This is a genomic window from Lactobacillus xujianguonis, from assembly GCF_004009905.1.
GTDB classification, from domain to species: Bacteria; Bacillota; Bacilli; order Lactobacillales; family Lactobacillaceae; genus Lactobacillus; species Lactobacillus xujianguonis.
In genome coordinates, this window is record NZ_ML136880.1 from 1 (window position 1) to 19,048 (window position 19,048).

A 19,048-nucleotide genomic window follows, 5' to 3' on the forward strand; every position below is an offset into this window, starting at 1 on the left:
ACCAGCTTCTAATGTGTTTTTGTTCTTAACATCAGACTACTGGTCTTTTTGTTTTGGAGTCAAGTCCTAAAATGGATTTGACTCTTTTTAATTTGTAACTAAGCGTCACCGCAAACTATTTTACACTTAGCTATTACAGAACTAATTCATAGTTTTACATTTTTGTGAAAAAGCAAACAAAAAAGCCCTCAAAGACTCTTCTCTCGGTCTTTGACGACTCTTTATTTTTTCTATTTTTTCAGACGCTTCCGCATCCCTGCCGGCGTCTCACCATAATATTCATTAAATTGCCGATAGAAATTGGCCCGACTTGAGTAGCCTAATGCCGTGATAATATCCTTAATCGGATCATTGCCGTTTACCACTAGCTCCTTGGCCCTTTCCATCTTCTGCTGGTTAAGATAACTGCTAAAGTTCTGTCCCAGCGTCCGTTTAACCAAGTTGGAGAAATAATTCATATTGAAGCCAAATTCTTCAGCGGCTTCTTGCAAAGTTACCGTTGCCAAATTCTCTTCAACATATCGCTCGAACTTATCTTGATTAAACTTCTTATCGCGCTTCTCGCTTATGATCTTGGCCCTTAGCGACATGACGAAGATTAATTTTAGCTGCGCCTTCACCAAGGCCTCACCAAAGACTTCATCAGCTAAGTATTCATGAATCACACGATCCATCATCCGGGCTGAATGCATTTCTTTCCCCGTCTTAAACCAGATAAAGTGCTGATTATTAAGTTGCTGATCCAGCTCCTTAATAATGCTCTGCTCGCGCTTATCTTCAGTATCAAAAGTTTCAAAATACTGTTCATAATCAAAATGTGCAAACTTCAACTTAGTTAAGATCGTTTTACGGCTATCATTTTTAACCGTGTACTGCTGATCTTCCGTCAAAAAACGATATTACCTGCTCTCAATGGCATGATGCGGTCTTCACTAGTTACCGTTGCGTTACCTTGGGAGACGAATAAGATCGTCGAAGCATCGTCTGCATATTGATATTCATCTGGATCGGTACTTTCAAGATATACCGAAAAAAGCTTAAAGCCGGAATTACCGGCAGTTAGTTCAAATTCTGTCTTGTCAGGAGGTTGCTGCTTGAGCAACTCGCTAAGATTAGTTATTAAATTTTCTGCCATGCCTTATATTTCTTTCTGTATTATCACACTTCAATTATAACTAAGCATGGCAAGCTTGTACTATGAAAGCTTAACCTTCTTTAAATAATTTTAATATTGAAAGCAGTCAAGACTATACTTTTTCTATCTTTTTCAGTTATTTTCTTATGATATTAATTAAAATTTTCTTATAAACAAAAAATAACTTAGCCTCAATTTTTGAATCTAAGTTATTTCAGTAATTATTTTTGAATTTCATCCCGCAACTTGATCATCGCTGGATAATTATTAGTAAACATCCCCGCAATATGATGAGCAAAATACTTCTTGGCTAATTCTGGATCATCCACTGTCCAGATGCGCTGCACGATTGCGTCGTCATCAAAATATTCGCCTGGATGAATCCCGGCAAAATGATTTTCCTCAATCAACTTACGCGGATTCATAACTTTTTGATCAACTAAGTAACAATATGTCCCTGTGGGATCCAATTCCTGACAATTCTTCAAAGTAACATAATCAAAGGAAGAAAAGATAATCGGATGAACGAATTGATATTGCTTAGCTAAGTCAAAGACAGTCTTTTCAATACCAGGATAATGCACAATGCTGGTCTTGAATTCTAAGTTAATTAACAAGTCATGGTTCTCTAATACGCCAAACAATTCCTTCAATTCTGGTACGGGCTCACCGTTAGCCAAATGGAGCTGGCGAATTTCTGCTAAAGTAAAATCTTTCACCCAGCCTTGGCCATCAGTCGTACGGTCAACTTTTTCATCATGCATCACAATGGGTACACTGTCTTTAGTCAGTTGAACGTCGAATTCAACTCCTTCTGCGCCGTGTTCAAGGGCATAACGAAAGCCTTCAAGGGAGTTTTCCGTAAACTTAGCAGGATACCCGCGGTGACCGAAAATTACTGTTTTCATTGTTTTAATCTCGATTCTTTATTTTACAAAGATTTTTATTAAGTAGTTTCATTCTACCGCAAAATGATTAGTGTAAAGGAGTTTATTTCCAATTGACACCCTATTACCCGTCACGTAAAATCAAATCAAGCTCAATGGCGACTAGCTACCGCTAGAGCTTAGTAACCTAGTGCTGATTTCACACCCCCAACATTCTGAGTTTACGGAGGTGATGGGGCATGCCAAATTGGATAGACTGGAGAGTGCGTCCACCAGGTGATTACTTGGGCGATTGCCATAAGTATTGTGCTAGGGGCGTTAGGCAAATTTGCTATCAACTTAGCGACAGCTTATGTGATAATCAAAAAAGCTAACCACAAGGGTTAGCCACACTACAGTCATTCTGAGTTACGATTGGGGTTAGCAAGTTGCAGTTGCTAATCCCTTTTCTTTTATCATTATAAGAAATCTAATTAAAAGCTGCAACTAAATTTATGCAAAAAGAAAAGCCTTAGCATTACTGCTAAGACTTGACCATGCCAATTGGGTTAGCTGGATTCGAACCAGCGCATGATGGTACCAAAAACCATTGCCTTACCACTTGGCTATAACCCATCCTTCGAACCTTTTACTTGTTAGTCCTAAGTTCTAGTTGAATGACTCACATCACTCAACATTTAATAGTATAGGGTAATTGCTTAGAATCGTCAATAAAAAATTCGAGAAAAGTTGAGAAATTTTTTAGTCCATCACAATTGGCCCTTGCACAGCCATGACATCTCTTACTAATTCATGAACTTGCTTGTCCTTGACAATGGCTTCACTGTCAGCAAGGTATTGCTTGAACCACTTGCTGGCTTGGTGTTTCTTATAAGCTTCATCGTTGGTGAAGACTTCGAAGAAGTACCATTCATTGCTGTTTTCTTTATTAGTGCCGCCCATCAAGAGTTCAACCCCAGGTTCTTGCGCCATTGACCGACGCATTTCCTTCTTTACGATTGCGGCAAAGTCATCGTTCTTACCGTCTTGCACTTCGACCTTAGCCAAGTGAATGATGAAGTTATTGGCATTTTCATCCAAGGCTTCCTTAGGTTTAGAAGTAATCCAAACTGGCTTTAAGTCGAAGGCCTTTCTGCTGTCAGCTAACTCATTAATTACTTGATCATAGTGGTCGAAGTAGTCAGCCATGCTGTGTTCTTCCCAAGCTTTAGGGTTACGGTAAAGTTCAACGATGTAGTTCTTTTCACCTTCCGCATCTTCATGCGCACTGGCAAAAAGCAAGGTGCCATTTTCAACTGGAATTGAGTTCTCTAATTCAGCTTCTTGTTCCTTGCGGAAAGCTGCGCGATCGTTTTTAGCAATATTTACTTCTGTAATTCGAAAAATTGGTTCATTATCCATTTTTAATGCCTCACACCTAATTAAATTACTCTACCCTCTCATTCTATATCTAATCACTAAAAAAGGAAGTTTCTTGCGAAAACTTCCTTTGTTTTTTATTTGAATTCTTGCCAATAATCCGCCAAATAATGCGTGGTTAAACTCTCAGGCTCTTTAACTAATTCGCGTGGCTCTCCTTCAGCCACGATCTGACCACCAGCCTTACCGCCGAGTGGTCCTAAATCTAAGATGTAATCGCAGTTAACAACTAAGTTCAGATCGTGCGTAATCGTGATAATAGTTGCGCCTTGATCAAGTAACTTTTGCATCACCGTGACTAAAACTTTAACATCTAAGGGATGCAGACCAATCGTTGGTTCATCAAAGACAAATAAGGTATCGTCTTGCTTATGCGTTAAGTGCGTCACTAATTTCAATCTCTGGGCTTCCCCACCGGACAAAGTTGGTGTACTTTCACCTAAGTGCAAGTAGTCCAACCCCACTTCTTTTAAGAGCTTTAACTCGCGTTCAATCTTTGGCACCTTCTTGAAGACGGGCAGAGCTTCATTAATATCCAAGTTCAAGATATCCACAATTGAATAGTCATGCCACTTCACTTGTTGAATCTTAGGATTGAAGCGCTCGCCGTGACAAGTGGGACAGGTCTGCTGCAGATCCGGTAAAAATTGAATATCCAGAGTGACAATTCCGGTTCCGCCACAGGTTGGACAAGCACCTTCCTTATTGTTGTAAGAGAAGTAACTTGGCGTATAATGCTTTTCTTTGGCTAAAGGTTGCCGGGCAAAGAGCTTACGCAAGTTATCCATGATGGAAGTGTAAGTGGCAACCGTTGAACGGGTACTTTTTCCAATTGGGCTGGCATCCACACTGACTACGTTATGCACAGGTGAATTAAATTGTTTAATCTGATCCGGTAATTTTTCATCCTTACTTTGTGCTTGAATAGCTGGAACTAGTGAATCAAGGATCAAACTAGTTTTACCAGCACCAGAAAAGCCGGTGACGGCGGTCATTTGGTTGACTGGAATTTGGGCATGTACATCTTGCAAATTAAAGCACTTATCCACCGTAAAAGTGATTGCCTGTGAATTAATTTTTGCAGCGGGAGTTCTCGCCATTAACTTGGCTTTGCCGTTTAAATATGGCGCAATCAATGAATGAGGGTTCTTAGCTAACTCACTTGGAGCGCCTTGAGCAATAATTTTCCCACCTTGTTCACCAGAACCGGGCCCAATTTCAATAATTTCATCAGCGGCACTAATGATATCCACATTATGATCAACAACTACTAGGGAGTTGCCTTGAGCAACGAGTTTACGCAAAATCTTAATCAAACCGTCAACGTTAGCGGGATGCAGACCAATCGATGGCTCATCGAGAACATAAAGCACACCAGTAGTTTCTGTTCTTAAGGTCCTTGCCAATTGAATTCTTTGTAATTCACCAGTGGATAAAGTATTGCCGGCCCGCTCCATCGTTAAGTAGTCCAGACCAAGATCTAACAACGGCTGCAAATTATTAATGAATTCATTGATCAGTGAAGAAGCCATCTTGTGCATTTCCGCAGGCAACTTGGCCAAGACTTCTTTACTGAAGGCAGGTAAGTCACCTAATTGCATGCGCTGAACTTGGTCAATGTTTTTACCATTAACTAACTGCTGAAGTAGCTCTGGCCGCAGACGGGTGCCATGACAAACTGAACAAGTAGAATAAATAAAGAATTCCGCGATTCGTTTTTGCGCCCGTTCACTCTTACTACTTTTGGCAGAACGAAGCACGGCTTGGTGGGCATTTTCATAAAGAGCATTGAAGTCATGGAAGACCCGTCCAGTTCCTGACAGAAAGTCCATCTTATATTTCTTTTCTGGACCATTGAGGACAAAATCTTTTTCTTTCTCTGTCAGATCCTTAAAGGGAATATCGATTCTAACCCCAGCATGTTGGGCGACGCTTGGCATAAAGTTTCTTCCTGGCAATGACCAAGAAGCAATGGCCCCATCTTCAATTGAAAGATTTTCATCTGCAATTAACTTATTCTCATCAAGTTGCCGCACCTTACCAGTACCACCACAGTTCTGGCAGGCACCATCAGAATTAAAGGCAAAGTCTTCGGCACTAGGAACGTAGAATTTTACACCACAGGTTGGACAAGTAATCTGCCCCATCTCAGCCCCAGACTTGGACATGGCTTCGGCGATAGCCAAGCTAGGCGCTACCCGGTGACCATTCGGACAAACAGGTGAACCAAGTCGCGAAAAAATTAGCCGTAAAACATTGAAAGTTTCAGTTGTAGTCCCAACGGTTGCCCGTTCATTAGGAACGCTAGGCCGCTGGCGCAAGGCTAGAGCTGACGGAATATGTTTAACACTGGTGACATCAGCTTGGGCACCTTGTTTAATCCTTCTTCTCATATAGGTAGAAAGTGCATCAAGGTAGCGCCGGGAACCTTCTTCATACAGAATCCCCATGGCTAGGGATGATTTTCCCGAACCGGATAATCCTGAAATTGCAACAAATTTATGCAAAGGAATATTCACATCGATATTTTTCAAATTGTGAACTTTGGCCCCTCTAACTTCAATTTGACTTGGTAATGCCATCCTTACATCCCTGTCCTTTCCTTTTACTTATTACTTATAGCATAAGCTAAAATGCTGTCTTTGGTTAAGCCCAGGCGCTCAATGTTGATGCCGATATTAAATTGCCACAAGTCATTCCCTAGCTCTAACTGATATCTTTGGGCATAATTTCGAATTGCGGCTAACCCTTTTTCGATGCCGTCCTCAGTATTTTCAACCTTCACGGCAACATAATCACAACTCTTTTGCGTAATTACCGGAATTCTAATCTGTTCGTCATACGATTTTTCCTTAATAATCCGAAAACCCGAATTAGCGTATTGTTTTGCCTTAGCTTGGGGCAAATCCGTCAAGAAACCTGATAGCATCTTATTAGTCATCAGACCCGCGCCCACTTCTTGATAGAACTTACTATAAGCACTGGCAATTTCTTCTTCAGAACAATCCGCTTCAAAGTCTGAACACCAGAATTCACGCTTGGGTAAGAAGCACTTCTTAGCAACATAGTAGTCCGTATCTTTTAACTCAGTATTGTCTGACTCTTTTTGCTTCAAGATAGTCAGAATCTGTTCCAAATTACGAATCCGTTGTTCCACTTTTTCACGTAAAGGAATCAACTTTTTATTCAAGGCATCGGAACTGTCATCACTGAGATAATCCTTGATCTCTTCAACTGATAAGCCCAAGTCCCGCAAGCCTAAAATAAAGCCAATTTGATAGAGTTGACTGTAACCATAATAGCGATAACCATTAGCCGCGATTTTTTGCGGGGTGAAGATACCTTTTTGATCATAGAAGATTAAGGTTCTTCGCGTTGTTCCGGCCATTTTGGCAAATTCAGAAATTGATAATAACTTTTCTGCTGGCATGGGAATTTCCTTTCTATTTTTTCTATATATAAAATAAACTGTAACCTGAGATTACAGTCAAGGAAAAACTTTGAAAGAAAATTTGTTCTGGATAAAATGTAATTAAGAGATGATTTTTTGAAGAAAACTTACTTATACACTTTTTTAGGGATTGCCATCAACGCTGCTGGTAATTCCTTAACGATTGTTACCAATCTAGGTTCATTATTGTGGCCCGCTTCTATCGTCAACATTATGCACGCCATGCATTGGAGCATGAGCTTATCGATCTTTACGGAAGGGATGATCGTAAGTTTCGCGACTATTCTGTTAGAGAAGCATCCCTCTTGGAAAATGTGGCTGGATGAATTAATTTTCCTAGTGCCCTATAGTTTGTTAATGCAGCTTTTTGCGACAGGCTACCGTACAGTCGGCATCGATCAACTGGCCTTTATGCCGCGACTTGCATTTGATCTATTAGGTTTTATCATTTCCTTTGCCGGGCTAGTCATGTATTCAGACTGTGCCTGGTGTTTTCACCCACATGACATTTTGTCCACGTGCTTAAAGACTAAGTGGAATCCCAAATTCATGAAATTATTTAACTTGATTATTCCGCTTTTGATTATCTTTGCCTTATTTTTCAAAAATCATACGATCTATGCCTTGCACGTGGGTACAATCATTGGCCTCCTTTTCCAAAATCGCATTTCAGAATTTTTTGAAATTGAATATAGCCGCTTATTGCGCATCTAAAAAAGACCTAGCTATCTTTTGGTTGATAACTAGGTCTTTTTCTTATTTCTTCATGTAAGCGCGAATTTCTTCTGGCGTGAAGTATTGACTGTAATCTGCTAAAACTTGTTCTAGGATAGCGTCTTCGGGAACACCGAATTTACGATAGCCTTGAATTGACTTTTGCAAGTTAGCCTTAGCAGCTTCTCTGCGTCCTTTTTCTAAGCCTTCTTTTCGACCTTCTTTGCGTCCCTCTCGTTCACCATATTGTTCACGTTCTAGTAATCTGGTTTCTAAATCCATAACAGTTTCCTAATTAAAACGCAACACACTAGGATCAAAGGACTTCGTATCTTTAATACCAGTGTAGAGCATCATTTCCAACAACTGTTCATTCATCTTAACAATCTTCTGCTCAGTTGCCTCTTGTCCATCTTTAAGCAATTCTGATAAAATCCCCCGACCAATCAAAACTGCATCAGCCCCTAAAGCTAAAGCCTTATAAGCATCATATCCGCTCATGAGAGATCCATCCGCAAAAATGGTCATCCCGCTGCCACGAAGAGCCTCTTTAATTTCTGGTAAAACCTTCAAAGGTGGCACACCAAAGGGAATCCGGCCATGGTGGTGAGAAACAACAATCGCCTTAGCCCCAGCATCTCTGGCCTTCACTGCATCCCTAACTGAAAGCACGCCTTTAGCGACAAATGGAATTTTCACTGAGTGCACATACTTCTGCAAGTCTTCAAAAGTAATTGGACCTAGCGGAATGCCGTCAACGACATCATACTTGCCATTGGTTCCAGGCACATGATCAATATCCATCCCCACGGCTACAGCACCTAATTTTTCAGCTAATTGCAATTCACCAATAATCTTCTCATGATCCGCAAACGGCTTAACAATCCTAACTGTATCACCGCCTTCTTGCACGATTTCATGGTATTCTTCGTTAGATTCCATCCCAATCCAATTGAGCACTTTGGCATTTTTAGCTGCCCGAGCTTTTTCTTGCATTGGCTTGCGGCTCTTATCGGATAAAACTTTATTTAAGTGTGACACTGCCGCTAAGGTCAACGGTGAAGCATACTTTCTGCCAAAAATTTCAGTTGTTAAATCTGGTTCAACCGCATCAATCACGCGCATTTCAACTAAAATATTATCCAGATATGCCCGGTTGTGGACATTAGCGTCATCGGCCTTTCCACTAGTGACCGGAATCATTCCTTTTGGACCTGGCCATGGACTTTTAACTTCTTCTTTTGTTTCTTCAATTAAAGAAGAAGCGGAACTAGCATCAACTTCTGAAGCACCGGTAACGGCATCGGTTTTGTGTTCGGTCATTTTTTCTCCTTTATTACTTAAAAATCACAATTAAGGTATAGGCAATCAGCGCAATAATCATGAATAATGAAATGAACGCTGACATGAAGGTTTCATCATCCCTATTTTTGACTAACGGCTGTACCTGCAATGGTACTGGAAAACCGGTTGGACACATAAAGTATAACAAAACCCCAATTCTAAAGGCTTGATTTTGCATCAAAGTTGGGAAGAAAAGAAAAAAGCCCGCAATAATAAGCCCGCAGCCAAGCAATCTGACTACTGCTAGTCTGAGCACTGGCTTGAGAAACTTACGCTCAAACTTCAGCTCATAACCAATCGTAAACAAGATAATTCCCATAATCGGTCCAACTGTTAATTTCATCGTATTCGTATAAATACTGCCAAATTGACTGGCCATTACTAAACGATGAAAGCCCGTTAAATTTGCGGCTAAGCCCAGCAAAACAGCAATCATAAACGAACTAGAAAAAATCTTTTTGGTTAAATTCCAAACGCCAATTTTTCCAGAAGTCTGCTTAGCAATAATTGCTGGCACTAAGCCAAAGTTAATCAAGATTCCGCCCACGTCAAAGGTCACAGTATTAATTGCATTGCTGGCACTAACTAGCGTTAAATACAATGGCAAGGCAACATTACCGCCTTCACTGGTCATCAACATAAATGATGAAATGTGAGCATACTTTTCACCAGTAAACTTAGTTAATTTTCGCGAAACCAAGTAAATAATGATCCAGCAAGCGTCAACGGAAAAAATATTAATCAGAAAATTAGACGTGATTTTGGCACCAACTAAAACATCATAAACCAGAAACGGAAATAAAATATTTAAAACTAAGTTTTTAGCTCCTTCATTTTGTTCATAGCTAATGAAATTCATTTTGCGTGATAAATAGCCTAAAAACAGCATGAAGAAGACTGGAAATAAGACCTCAAGTGCTTGCATTTCTTCCCTCCTTTTTATTCCATAAATCTAGAATAAAATGTCACCTAGGGTTACAGTCAAGCAATTGAACTTGCAGTAAGGAATTTATTTTTTGTAATCGATCCTAACTAATCCCTCAGGAATGCTTTCTAAAATATTGATACAATTACTTAGAAGTAAAAATTTAAGTTAGAAAGTGAAGCTATGAAAAAATTCAAAAAATTCCTGATCTGGTTAGTCGGCATTATTTTGGTGGTCTTAATTGCCGGAGCCGCTTACCTGCATTTTTCAGCCTACCAGCCAAGTACTGCTGCCAATCAAGCAGTAAAAGTAGCTGCAGAAGACAATCAAGAAACTTTTTTTAAAGCTAAACAGAATAAACTAACCGTAATTTTTTATCCTGGAGCGTTAGTTACACCCAATTCTTATGCGATCTGGGCTAAAAAAGTCGCCCAAGCTGGCTACACTGTTAAGATCGTGCATTTTCCATTGAATATGGCCTTCTTCAAAGTTAAAGCTGCTGACAAGGTGGTTAACAGCAATGAAAATTACGTCGTCGGCGGTCACTCCTTAGGTGGCGCGATGGCAGCGCGGTATGCCCATCAAAGCGACAATCCTCATTTGAAAGGAATCTTTTTCTTAGGAGCTTATCCTGATGAAAAAGGTCGCCTTGATCAGAAGAAGTTAGACGTTCTCTCCATTACTGCGAGCCGAGATGGCGTTCTAAATTGGTCAAAATATCGCCAAGGTAAGAAATATTTACCAAAAACAACTGAGTATTACCAAATTAAAGGTGGTAATCATGGTGGTTTTGGTTCTTATGGTCAACAAAAAGGTGACCGCAAGGCGACGATCAGTAACGGCAGGCAGCAAACGATCATTGCCAAGAAATTAATAGCTTGGCTTAGAAAAATCAAGTAAAAGAAAAACGCAAGACTATCCGAATCTTGCGTTTTTCTGTCGTATACAGTTATTTGTTCAAAAATCATTATAGCAGATCATCCTTAATTTATTGCAAATAAAGCCTCGACCTTTTAAGCCAAGTCATCCCCATTTGAAGCAATAACTTTCTTGTACCAGTAGAAGGAGTCCTTTGGCATCCGCTTTAAACTACCATTTCCGTCATCATCACGATCAACGTAAATAAAGCCATACCGCTTAGACATTTGTCCGGTACCAGCACTAACTAAGTCAATACAGCCCCAAGTAGTGTAACCAATTAAGTCTACGCCATCGTCAATGGCTTTTTGCATCGCTTCAACGTGCTGCTTCAAATAAGCAATCCGGTAATCATCATGAATCTTGCCGTCAGCTGCAATTTGATCAACTGCACCCAAGCCGTTTTCCACGACCATCATTGGGATTTCATAACGGTCATACATTACTTCAAGATAATATTGCAAACCATCTGGATCAGTTGCCCAGCCCCATTCAGAGTAATTCAAGTAAGGATTCTTGGCTCCCGCCGCAAAGTTACCACCAACTTTTTCCTTAACTTCATGCGTGGTAATTACATTACTCATGTAGTAAGAGAAGGTGTACATGTCGACCTTACCAGCAGCTAAATCTTTTAAGTCTTGCTCAGTAATGTCAAGGTGGACATTGTGTTCTTGCCATAAGCGCTTAGCAAATGTTGGATATTTTCCCTTGCATTGCACATCCCCACAATAGAAGATATTCTTTTCCCAAGCATGACGGTTAGCCAAAATATCCTTCGGATCCGGCGTCAATGGGTAATCAACAATGCCGCAGATCATGTTACCAACAACATAGTTAGGATCAATTTCATGTGCTAACTTAACTGCCCGTGCACTAGCGACGAACTGATAGTGCAATTTTTGGTAAGCGTGTTGATAAGCACTGTCTGCCTGCTCGTCACTAAACATATCTAAGAACATGACAGCAGTATTAATTTCGTTAAAGGTCAACCAATACTTAACTAACCCCTTGTATTCTTCAAACAAGGTCTTAGCGTACTTGACATACATATCGATCATTTTTCGATCTTGCCAGTCATGGTATTTTTCACTCAAGTACAAAGGATCTTCATAGTGAGAAATCGTCACTAAGGGCTCAATCCCGTATTTCTTACACTCTTCAAAGACCCGGCGATAAAAATCTAACCCCGCTTGGTTAGGCTGGTCCTCGTCACCTTTAGGAAAAATCCGGGTCCAAGCAATTGATAACCGGAAAGTCTTAAAGCCCATCTCTGCAAATAACTTGATGTCTTCTTTGTAATGATGGTAAAAATCAATGGCCACATGATTTGGGTAATATTCATTAGGATCAATTGCCCCAACTGCCCCTTCAGGTAAGCCCGCACCAGGAACACCAGGTGTTTTTTCCAATTTACCATTCAACTTATAAGTCAACATTCTTGGTGCTTTTAAGCTGCCGGCAGTCGTGATATCAGTCACAGATAGCCCCTTGCCGTCTACGTCATATGCACCTTCGATTTGGTTAGCAGCAGTGGCGCCACCCCATAGGAAGTTCTTTGGAAATGTCATATTTATCTCTCTTTTCTAGTGTAAGCAGTTACATTATCATTATAGCGTAATCTCTTTCTGGCAAAATTTAAAAATCTGCTAAAATCTATGCTTTTCTGCTTTTGCGTTCTCTATTCCAGAATTGTCGTGATCAGAAACAAAAAATAGCCTGGAATCCTTTCCAGACTATTCACTTCTTATCTAACATTTTCCGCAGGCCAAACATAGCCTTCAAACTTTGGTTGATCTTTTTCAAAAGTTAACTTCACAACACTAGCATTGCCAAAGCCGCCAAAATTCTTTTCACCTGTCGCATCTCGTACATATTGGGCCAGAATATCACCGTGGCCAACAACTAAGGCAGTTTGCTCATCAGACATTGCTCCTAGTACTTCCACAATCGCACGCTTCATGCGGCCAACGACTTCCTCATTAGGTTCCATCGTCGGATCTACCCGATCATCATGGTGGTTCCAAGGTAAAAGAAATTCGTCACGTCCTTCAAAAATACCATAACTCTTTTCTCTTAAATCCTTTAACCGAGTATAGTCCATTTTGTGGTCAGTAATAATTTCTAAAGTATCACTAGCCCGTTCTTGCGTTGATGAAAAAGCTAGGTCAAATTTGATTCCTTGCTCTTTAAAATAATCACGGGTTGCTTCAACTTGGCGAATTCCAGTCTCGTTCAATGGCGAATCACAACGACCTTGAACTTTATGGTAGAAATTAAAATAAGTTTGCCCATGGCGCACTAAATAAACTGTTTTTGTCATTTTTCCTCCGAAAGTTTTTCACTCTTATGGCCGAAAGCCTTGATTGTATTCCTTGTGGTTCACAATGTAAGTTGGCACACTGATATAGTGCATGGAATAGACATTACCGACCTTAGAAACGCTGAAACCAAAGTAGTTACTTTGACCATCCGTCTTTTTAGAACCTTGTGTGTTCAAAAGGTCTCCAGCATGTTCCCATTCACGATAATTACTGCGCGTCTTGCGGCCAGCTTCTCCTTGACCCACATAACCAAAGAGCATTTGCTTCAAGCCAAAGTAAATATTCTTCTTCATTGCCGTCATGGAAATTTTACCATTCTTAGCGCGATAGCCAGCCATGTCTTCAACATAATTATCATTTAAGTTTAAGCCATTAGCCTTGCAGGCACGAACAATTCCGGCTACATAGTGATCACCATTATTAATCCCGCGGCCATTTTGTGCATATTCCTTCGCAATGTCATTGGCTAACTTTTGCGTACCAGTACTTGCTTGCCAAGCTGGTAAGTTTAATTGACTGCGCACACCATTAATTAATCTTAAAGCATACGAAGTTAATTCTGCACTTTGACTACTAGTTAAATTAGCAAGATCAATCATTGTTTGATTGTCTTGACTACTTTCCGCATTCAAGCCCCGGCTGAAGCTATTTTGGTCCATTCCCTTCATGCAGGCAGTGATAAAACTGCTACTTGGCTTACCTTGATAAGCCTTCAACACAGCAGCCCGAGTGTAACCTTTTGGTAAAGTAATCTTAGCTGTCTGATATTTAGCTTTTTTAACCAGACTAGCATTCTTAGCCAACAGCCATTGAGAATTATTGCCAATCTTATAAGCTAAATACTTCTTTTTACCAACCTTTAAATGCTTTTGCTTACTAAAAGAATAAGTTCTCTTAGGGCTGGCATAAGTCTTGGCCTTTTTACCATTAGCCTTGTATAAGCGAACCTTCTTATTGCCCTTCACAACCACATAATTTTTCGTTGCTGCTTGGACAGTTGTAGGTTGAGCAGAATTAGTTAAGCTAGCCGTGCTAACCGCTAAAGTAACACCTGCTAACAGAGTAGCAATTATTTTTTTACAATGCATTTGGAACTCTCTTTCAAAATATTTTTAATCTAATTTAGAATATTCTACTAAAAAAAGACACCCCTAGTAAAGCATTTACTAAGAGTGTCTGATGAGTTGGAAACAATTATTATGAGTGTATTTTTTAGTACCAGCCGTTTGCTTGCCAGAAACTCTTAGCAGCAGTCCATGAACCGTAACGACTAGTTACGTAGTTATCAGCAGCCCTTTCTTGGTTAGCAGCTGAGTAGTCACCATTAAGGTAAGAAGCAGATAATTGGTATTTACCTACGTATTGACCGTTTCTTGCAGCGTATGAACCACCAGATTCTTGACCAGCAATCCATGCCTTAGCTGCAGCTTCTGAACCGGTAGCGTTTGAAGTATAGCTAGTTTGTGGTGCTTGAGAAACAGCTTGTGAAGATTGAGTTTGGGTTTGGGTTTGACTTTGTGTTTGTGCGGCAGCATTATTTTGGCTAGTAGTATTAACTACTGGTGCGTGATGTTTAACCACCTTAACCCATTGATTCTTACCTAAGTCGTACCACTTGTGACCATCTTTGTCGTAAGCAGTCTTGATAACTTTCCAAGAAGTATTTGCTTCTAAGACTTGACCAGTAGCAACTGGCTTTTTGTAGTTTTTGTAAACTTTAGTTGAAGTATAAACGTTGTAGACATCTGCGTCGTTTTTAACGACAGCAGCTTGTGCGTCATGATTAGTAGTGCCTAAAGCGGCAACACCTGCAACTGCGAATGCAGCAACTGCAATTGATTTAGTTAAGATAGATTTTACTTTCAAAAAAATTCTCTCCTTAAAATTATGAGTAATTTACATAAGGCGAAACTACCCATTTCGTCTGTCTTGTATTCAATTGACAGCTTCTATCTTACAGGGTGAAAATTTCAGAACGATAACAGAACCATCACTCCAATATTAAGAAATTGTCGCAAATGTTACAGTTGTATTACATAAGTAATATCTAATTTAAACTCAGCTTTTGTATAAGAATGTTGCTATATCAGGCTTTAATCTACTTTTGCATTTGTTAGTACACACGTTTGGCAAATACAACTGTGTCACATTGAAAATCATTTTTCCTTTTTCAGAAAAGTTTTGCGTTATTGCGTGTTAATCACTATAATTAGAGTGAAAATTCAGAAAGAAGGACAAAAGTATGAGTAAATACGTTGTTAAATTAAGCGAAGAAGACTTACAAATGATTAAGGATTGTCACTCAAAGAACCCTTCAATCATGAAGGCCGTTAACGAAGCTAAAAAAGAAGACTAATTGTTTTAACTATTAAAAAAGAGATTGGAATGATCATTACATTCCGATCTCTTTTTTCGTTTGCTTCATTAATTATGACGTTTCTTCATCCCTGCTAAACCAACTAAGGCTAAACTGTTAGCAATAGCTAAGCCTGTTAAAGCCAAAGTATCATTGTCACTTTCACCTGTTTGTGGCAATTGCGGAGCAGGATTGGCCAACTTTTCTTTAAGGGTAGTTTTAACGATCTGGTTAGCTTTTGGTTTGAAGTTTTCTTCAATAACTGGTGTCTTAACTTGCTTCACTGGCTTATCAGGATCGTCTGGTTCAGCTTGATCATGTGGTGCTACTGTTTCTTCATCTTCTGGTTCAGAAGCACTAGTTGGCTCGTCTGGTGTTTCTGGAGTTTCTGGATGTGGTGTCACGTTATCTTCTTCAACTGGAGTTGTAGGATCAGCTGGAGTAGTTGGTGTTTCTGGAGTTGGATCAGATGGTGGAGTTACTGGTTGTTCTGGCTTAGGTGCTGGGGTAGCATTTTTAGCAAAATGAACAGTAACAATCGTATTGCCATCTTCATGAGTAACGGCTGTTTCAGCAACATCCCCACTCTTTTGGTTAACGATATAGAAAATCTTGCCAGCAGTAGTTACGCCAGTAACGTGGTAGCCGTTAACGACTGGGGTTTTTACTTCATTGAAGTTACCCTTGTTCCAAGTATAATTGCTTAACTTGTTAGTCACCTTATCTCTTTGAGCATGGCCGGTAACTGTCACAGTTTGCGTTACACTCGTTGCAACTTTCTGTCCTTGGTCATCAACGTAGTTAACGACACGATTGATGGTCTTAGTAACTTGAGCATCTTCTAAGCCATGAATTAAGTGAACTTCAAATTTGTTACTACCATCTTTTTGATAAGTTTCCTTCCCATCTTGGAAGTCGTTAGAAACTAGTTCATAGCCTTGTTTTTCAAAATCACCAATTTTATCATCAGTTGTATAAGTGATTGGGTCACCAGCCTTGCCGCTAAAGTCGTCAGTTCTTAAGACTTTTTGATCAGTATCATCAATATAAGTGATGCCGCCATCAATGTGTTTAGCGTAAACGTAAGTTACTTGGTAAGTAAATAAAGTATACTTACCCTTTTCGGCACCTAAGGTTTTGACTAAATCATAGCCCTTAATATCCTTCGGCTTAGTTGACCAATCACCTTCAGGGTACTAATATTCCTTTTCATTGATGCCGTTGTTAGTTTGATCAGGATTATTTTTGTTAGCTTCCAATTTATCTTGTGGTGCTAACGAATTACCGTCTTCATCAACATAATTTACTAAAACCGGCATATTATGAATCAGATGGATATAAGTTCCATCATAGATGTAGTTATAAGGATCGCTATCAAGGATCTTGCCTGAAGTACCAGCATAAGTGAAGCCTTGTTTTTCATAGCGTTTAATCAAATCAGTTGAAGCTTGTTCAATATCTCTCCCATCAACTGTCTCCGTTGTATTCATGCCGTTTTTACCTGGTTTAGACTTCGACATGAACATCTCTGGCAAATTACTCCATGAAGTCGTTGAAAGTGCCATTCCTTCATTATTCTTATCATCAGAATCGGTAGCCTTCTTCATCACAACGGAATCTTCATTTGGCGTAACTTTCTTATATTTAAAAGTAATTACCGTTGGATTAGGATTGCCCTTAGTTTTAATCTCATCATCTTTAATTTGACCTTCAACTAACGGTGCAGAAACTAATTCATAACCTGGAATATTAATGGCTGCAGCTTCATATCTTGAAGCAATTGGTGCAGTCTGATCGCCATTTCTCCGCTTTTGACTTTCTGGTGTCAAATACTGGTTAGAAAAGATGGCATGGGCAATAACCTTACCATTTTCATCTTCATATCTAATGTAAGTATCGGATAACGGCGCATAGTGCAGAGTTAAATCAATATCTTTATCCCCAGTCATAATTGCGCCGCCAAATTGGGTTCTCTTAGGGAAATTTTTAACAATATCGTCGTAATTTAACAACTTAAAACCAGGTAAATCGTTATAGATGAATGGACGAGTTAAGGCTTCATAGGTATATCCATCTTGAGTAGTAGCCTGATGAGTCGTTCCAATTTCTTGACCATCTTTAAATTCACCGGAAATTGCATCAATGTATTCATAACGATTAGTTTGTCGGCTTAATTGGTAAACAGGCTTGCCAGTATAGTCGTTGATATACTTGATTGTTACCTTATGCGTATCTGCTTTTGGCGCTTCAGTCGTTGTTTGCTTTTCTTCAGTTGGCTTGGCAGCAGATTGAGCTTGAGTATTTTGTTGCTCACTTTGTTTTTCATTAGTAACTTCTTCTACCTTTGGATCAGCAGCATTTTCAGTTTCTTTAGTAGTTACTGCTTTTTGTTCTGCTAAACTAGCATCCTGATCATTCTGTTGGTCAGCTTGTTCTTGCTTATTTACTTCAACTACAACCTTAGCTAAATCCTTAGTTGAGGTAGTCTCAACATTTTTATCAGAAGCTTGAACAGTATCTGCTTGATTGCTGTCAACATCATTGCCAGCAACCGTATCAGCCTTAGCTTCATTGCCATTCAAAAAAGCCAAGCCGATTAAAACCGAAGCAGCACCGACAGTTAATTTTCTAATTGAGTAACGTTGAACCTTATTCTTAAACATCTCTATATCCTCACACTTTTTATACTCTACAGTTTATAAATATATAAATATTTCATTTCCTAGCAATTAAAAAATAACACTAGTTATTTTAAATAGCAAAAAAATTTAGGAAACTAAATTTCTTTTTTAATTTTCTTTGCGTAATAAGTCTTTCTTCAAATGGTTGAAATGCTTGGTATCACTGAACTTTAAGTCTGGGAAACTCTTAAGTAAACGCCGTTGGTTCCAAGACAAATGACGATGAGCCCGAATTTCATCCCAGTGTTTAATAACTTCACCATGCCAGTTATCTAAATCAACATGGGCATGCTTCAAGTGGGCATTAATGCGTTCATCCCACATTTTGGTGGTAGTATGGAATCTTTCGACACTGATAATCGTCAAGACTAAATCAGTTCCCATTACTAAGGTAATCATCACCGCTAACGCGCCATGCGTCTCCATCTCTTCCCAATTGATTACTCGCTGAATGAAGGGCTGAACAATTTTAACTAAAAAGACCACGCCAATCCCCCAGAAGAGCGAAATAATTGGGGCGACACGGCCTTGCAAATTGCCCCATAAGTGAGAGTAATCCCACAACTTCATATGAAAAACGTATTCTAAAAAAACACTGGCCACGTATTCAAAAATTGTGGCCACTACAATGCCGACTAAAAATAATAACAATAAATTATCCTGCACATCGTAGGTGCAAATCAAAATCGTGGTCACGGCAAAGCCATAAACTGGACAATATGGTCCAAATAAGAACCCCCGGTAATCATAATGATGGTCCTTAATTGAACAGTAGAAGGTTTCCCATAGCCAACCAACAACTGAATAGGTGAAAAATAAAACGATGATTTCTGATAGTGTGTATGGCATACTTTTCCCTCACATTCGTAAATCCCTTGTAAGTTCATTATAATGGAA

Annotated in this window: 17 protein-coding genes, 1 tRNA gene and 1 pseudogene; 2 read left to right on the forward strand and 17 right to left on the reverse strand. The window is 39.5% G+C overall.

Annotated features, from left to right (window positions below; all coding sequences use genetic code 11):
• Window positions 1-230: 230 nt before the first annotated feature.
• From EJK17_RS05190 to EJK17_RS05220, 7 genes are all read right to left on the reverse strand, one after another.
• Window positions 231-890, reverse strand: coding sequence for a helix-turn-helix domain-containing protein (locus EJK17_RS05190; RefSeq protein WP_103660757.1), 660 nt, complete (start codon window positions 888-890; stop codon window positions 231-233).
• Complete coding sequence (locus EJK17_RS05195; RefSeq protein WP_103660758.1) at window positions 887-1,135, reverse strand: hypothetical protein; 249 nt, start codon at window positions 1,133-1,135, stop codon at window positions 887-889. Before EJK17_RS05195 ends, EJK17_RS05190 begins: the two co-directional genes overlap by 4 nt.
• Window positions 1,136-1,356: 221 nt before the next feature.
• Complete coding sequence (locus tag EJK17_RS05200) at window positions 1,357-2,043, reverse strand: glycerophosphodiester phosphodiesterase family protein (RefSeq protein WP_103660759.1); 687 nt, start codon at window positions 2,041-2,043, stop codon at window positions 1,357-1,359.
• A gap of 522 nt (window positions 2,044-2,565) precedes the next feature.
• Window positions 2,566-2,637, reverse strand: a tRNA-Gln gene (locus tag EJK17_RS05205).
• Between the two features lie 126 nt (window positions 2,638-2,763).
• A complete protein-coding gene (locus EJK17_RS05210; RefSeq protein WP_103660760.1) occupies window positions 2,764-3,423 on the reverse strand; it encodes a putative quinol monooxygenase in 660 nt (219 codons plus the stop codon).
• A gap of 95 nt (window positions 3,424-3,518) precedes the next feature.
• Window positions 3,519-6,023 (reverse strand): excinuclease ABC subunit UvrA, encoded by a 2,505-nt coding sequence (locus EJK17_RS05215; RefSeq protein WP_103660761.1) that lies wholly within the window; start codon window positions 6,021-6,023, stop codon window positions 3,519-3,521.
• Window positions 6,024-6,046: 23 nt separating this feature from the next.
• A complete protein-coding gene (locus EJK17_RS05220) occupies window positions 6,047-6,871 on the reverse strand; it encodes a MerR family transcriptional regulator (protein ID WP_103660762.1) in 825 nt (274 codons plus the stop codon).
• A 117-nt stretch (window positions 6,872-6,988) separates the two neighbouring features.
• Here EJK17_RS05220 and EJK17_RS05225 point away from each other — a divergent pair, with 117 nt between their 5' ends.
• Window positions 6,989-7,606: a DUF6198 family protein gene (locus EJK17_RS05225; protein WP_103660763.1), complete on the forward strand. Its 618-nt coding sequence runs from the start codon at window positions 6,989-6,991 to the stop codon at window positions 7,604-7,606.
• A gap of 42 nt (window positions 7,607-7,648) precedes the next feature.
• On the opposite strand, the gene EJK17_RS05230 is transcribed toward EJK17_RS05225, so the two are convergent.
• From EJK17_RS05230 to EJK17_RS05240, 3 genes are read right to left on the reverse strand one after another with little or no spacing between them, the layout of a single operon-like run.
• The gene (locus EJK17_RS05230; protein ID WP_127796259.1) at window positions 7,649-7,888 is read right to left on the reverse strand and encodes a hypothetical protein; all 240 of its coding nucleotides are present in this window, start codon (window positions 7,886-7,888) and stop codon (window positions 7,649-7,651) included.
• 9 nt (window positions 7,889-7,897) lie between these two features.
• Window positions 7,898-8,929 (reverse strand): alpha-hydroxy-acid oxidizing protein, encoded by a 1,032-nt coding sequence (locus tag EJK17_RS05235; protein WP_103660765.1) that lies wholly within the window; start codon window positions 8,927-8,929, stop codon window positions 7,898-7,900.
• Between the two features lie 13 nt (window positions 8,930-8,942).
• Window positions 8,943-9,875, reverse strand: coding sequence for an AEC family transporter (locus EJK17_RS05240; RefSeq protein WP_103660766.1), 933 nt, complete (start codon window positions 9,873-9,875; stop codon window positions 8,943-8,945).
• A gap of 183 nt (window positions 9,876-10,058) precedes the next feature.
• Between EJK17_RS05240 and EJK17_RS05245 the strand changes: the two genes are divergently transcribed.
• On the forward strand, window positions 10,059-10,775 hold the full coding sequence (locus EJK17_RS05245; protein WP_103660767.1) for an alpha/beta hydrolase: 717 nt from the start codon (window positions 10,059-10,061) through the stop codon (window positions 10,773-10,775).
• A 113-nt stretch (window positions 10,776-10,888) separates the two neighbouring features.
• Here the strand turns inward: EJK17_RS05245 and EJK17_RS05250 are convergent, their stop codons facing one another.
• The 7 genes and pseudogenes from EJK17_RS05250 to EJK17_RS05295 all read right to left on the reverse strand — a co-directional run bounded on the left by EJK17_RS05250 (window position 10,889) and on the right by EJK17_RS05295 (window position 19,000).
• Window positions 10,889-12,361 carry a glycoside hydrolase family 1 protein gene (locus EJK17_RS05250; RefSeq protein ID WP_103660768.1) on the reverse strand — a complete coding sequence of 491 codons (1,473 nt, stop codon included), beginning with the start codon at window positions 12,359-12,361 and terminating at the stop codon, window positions 10,889-10,891.
• Between the two features lie 176 nt (window positions 12,362-12,537).
• Window positions 12,538-13,113 carry a histidine phosphatase family protein gene (locus tag EJK17_RS05255; protein ID WP_103660769.1) on the reverse strand — a complete coding sequence of 192 codons (576 nt, stop codon included), beginning with the start codon at window positions 13,111-13,113 and terminating at the stop codon, window positions 12,538-12,540.
• Between the two features lie 24 nt (window positions 13,114-13,137).
• Window positions 13,138-14,202 (reverse strand): SEC10/PgrA surface exclusion domain-containing protein, encoded by a 1,065-nt coding sequence (locus EJK17_RS05260; protein ID WP_103660770.1) that lies wholly within the window; start codon window positions 14,200-14,202, stop codon window positions 13,138-13,140.
• A 124-nt stretch (window positions 14,203-14,326) separates the two neighbouring features.
• Window positions 14,327-14,980, reverse strand: coding sequence for an aggregation-promoting factor (gene apf / locus EJK17_RS05265; RefSeq protein WP_127796260.1), 654 nt, complete (start codon window positions 14,978-14,980; stop codon window positions 14,327-14,329).
• Window positions 14,981-15,538: 558 nt separating this feature from the next.
• Window positions 15,539-15,874, reverse strand: coding sequence for an LPXTG cell wall anchor domain-containing protein (locus tag EJK17_RS12135; RefSeq protein ID WP_369823574.1), 336 nt, complete (start codon window positions 15,872-15,874; stop codon window positions 15,539-15,541).
• A gap of 174 nt (window positions 15,875-16,048) precedes the next feature.
• A pseudogene (locus EJK17_RS11625) lies at window positions 16,049-18,133 on the reverse strand (mucin-binding protein); the annotation flags it as partial.
• Between the two features lie 126 nt (window positions 18,134-18,259).
• On the reverse strand, window positions 18,260-19,000 hold the full coding sequence (locus EJK17_RS05295; RefSeq protein ID WP_127796262.1) for a putative ABC transporter permease: 741 nt from the start codon (window positions 18,998-19,000) through the stop codon (window positions 18,260-18,262).
• Window positions 19,001-19,048 lie beyond the last annotated feature (48 nt).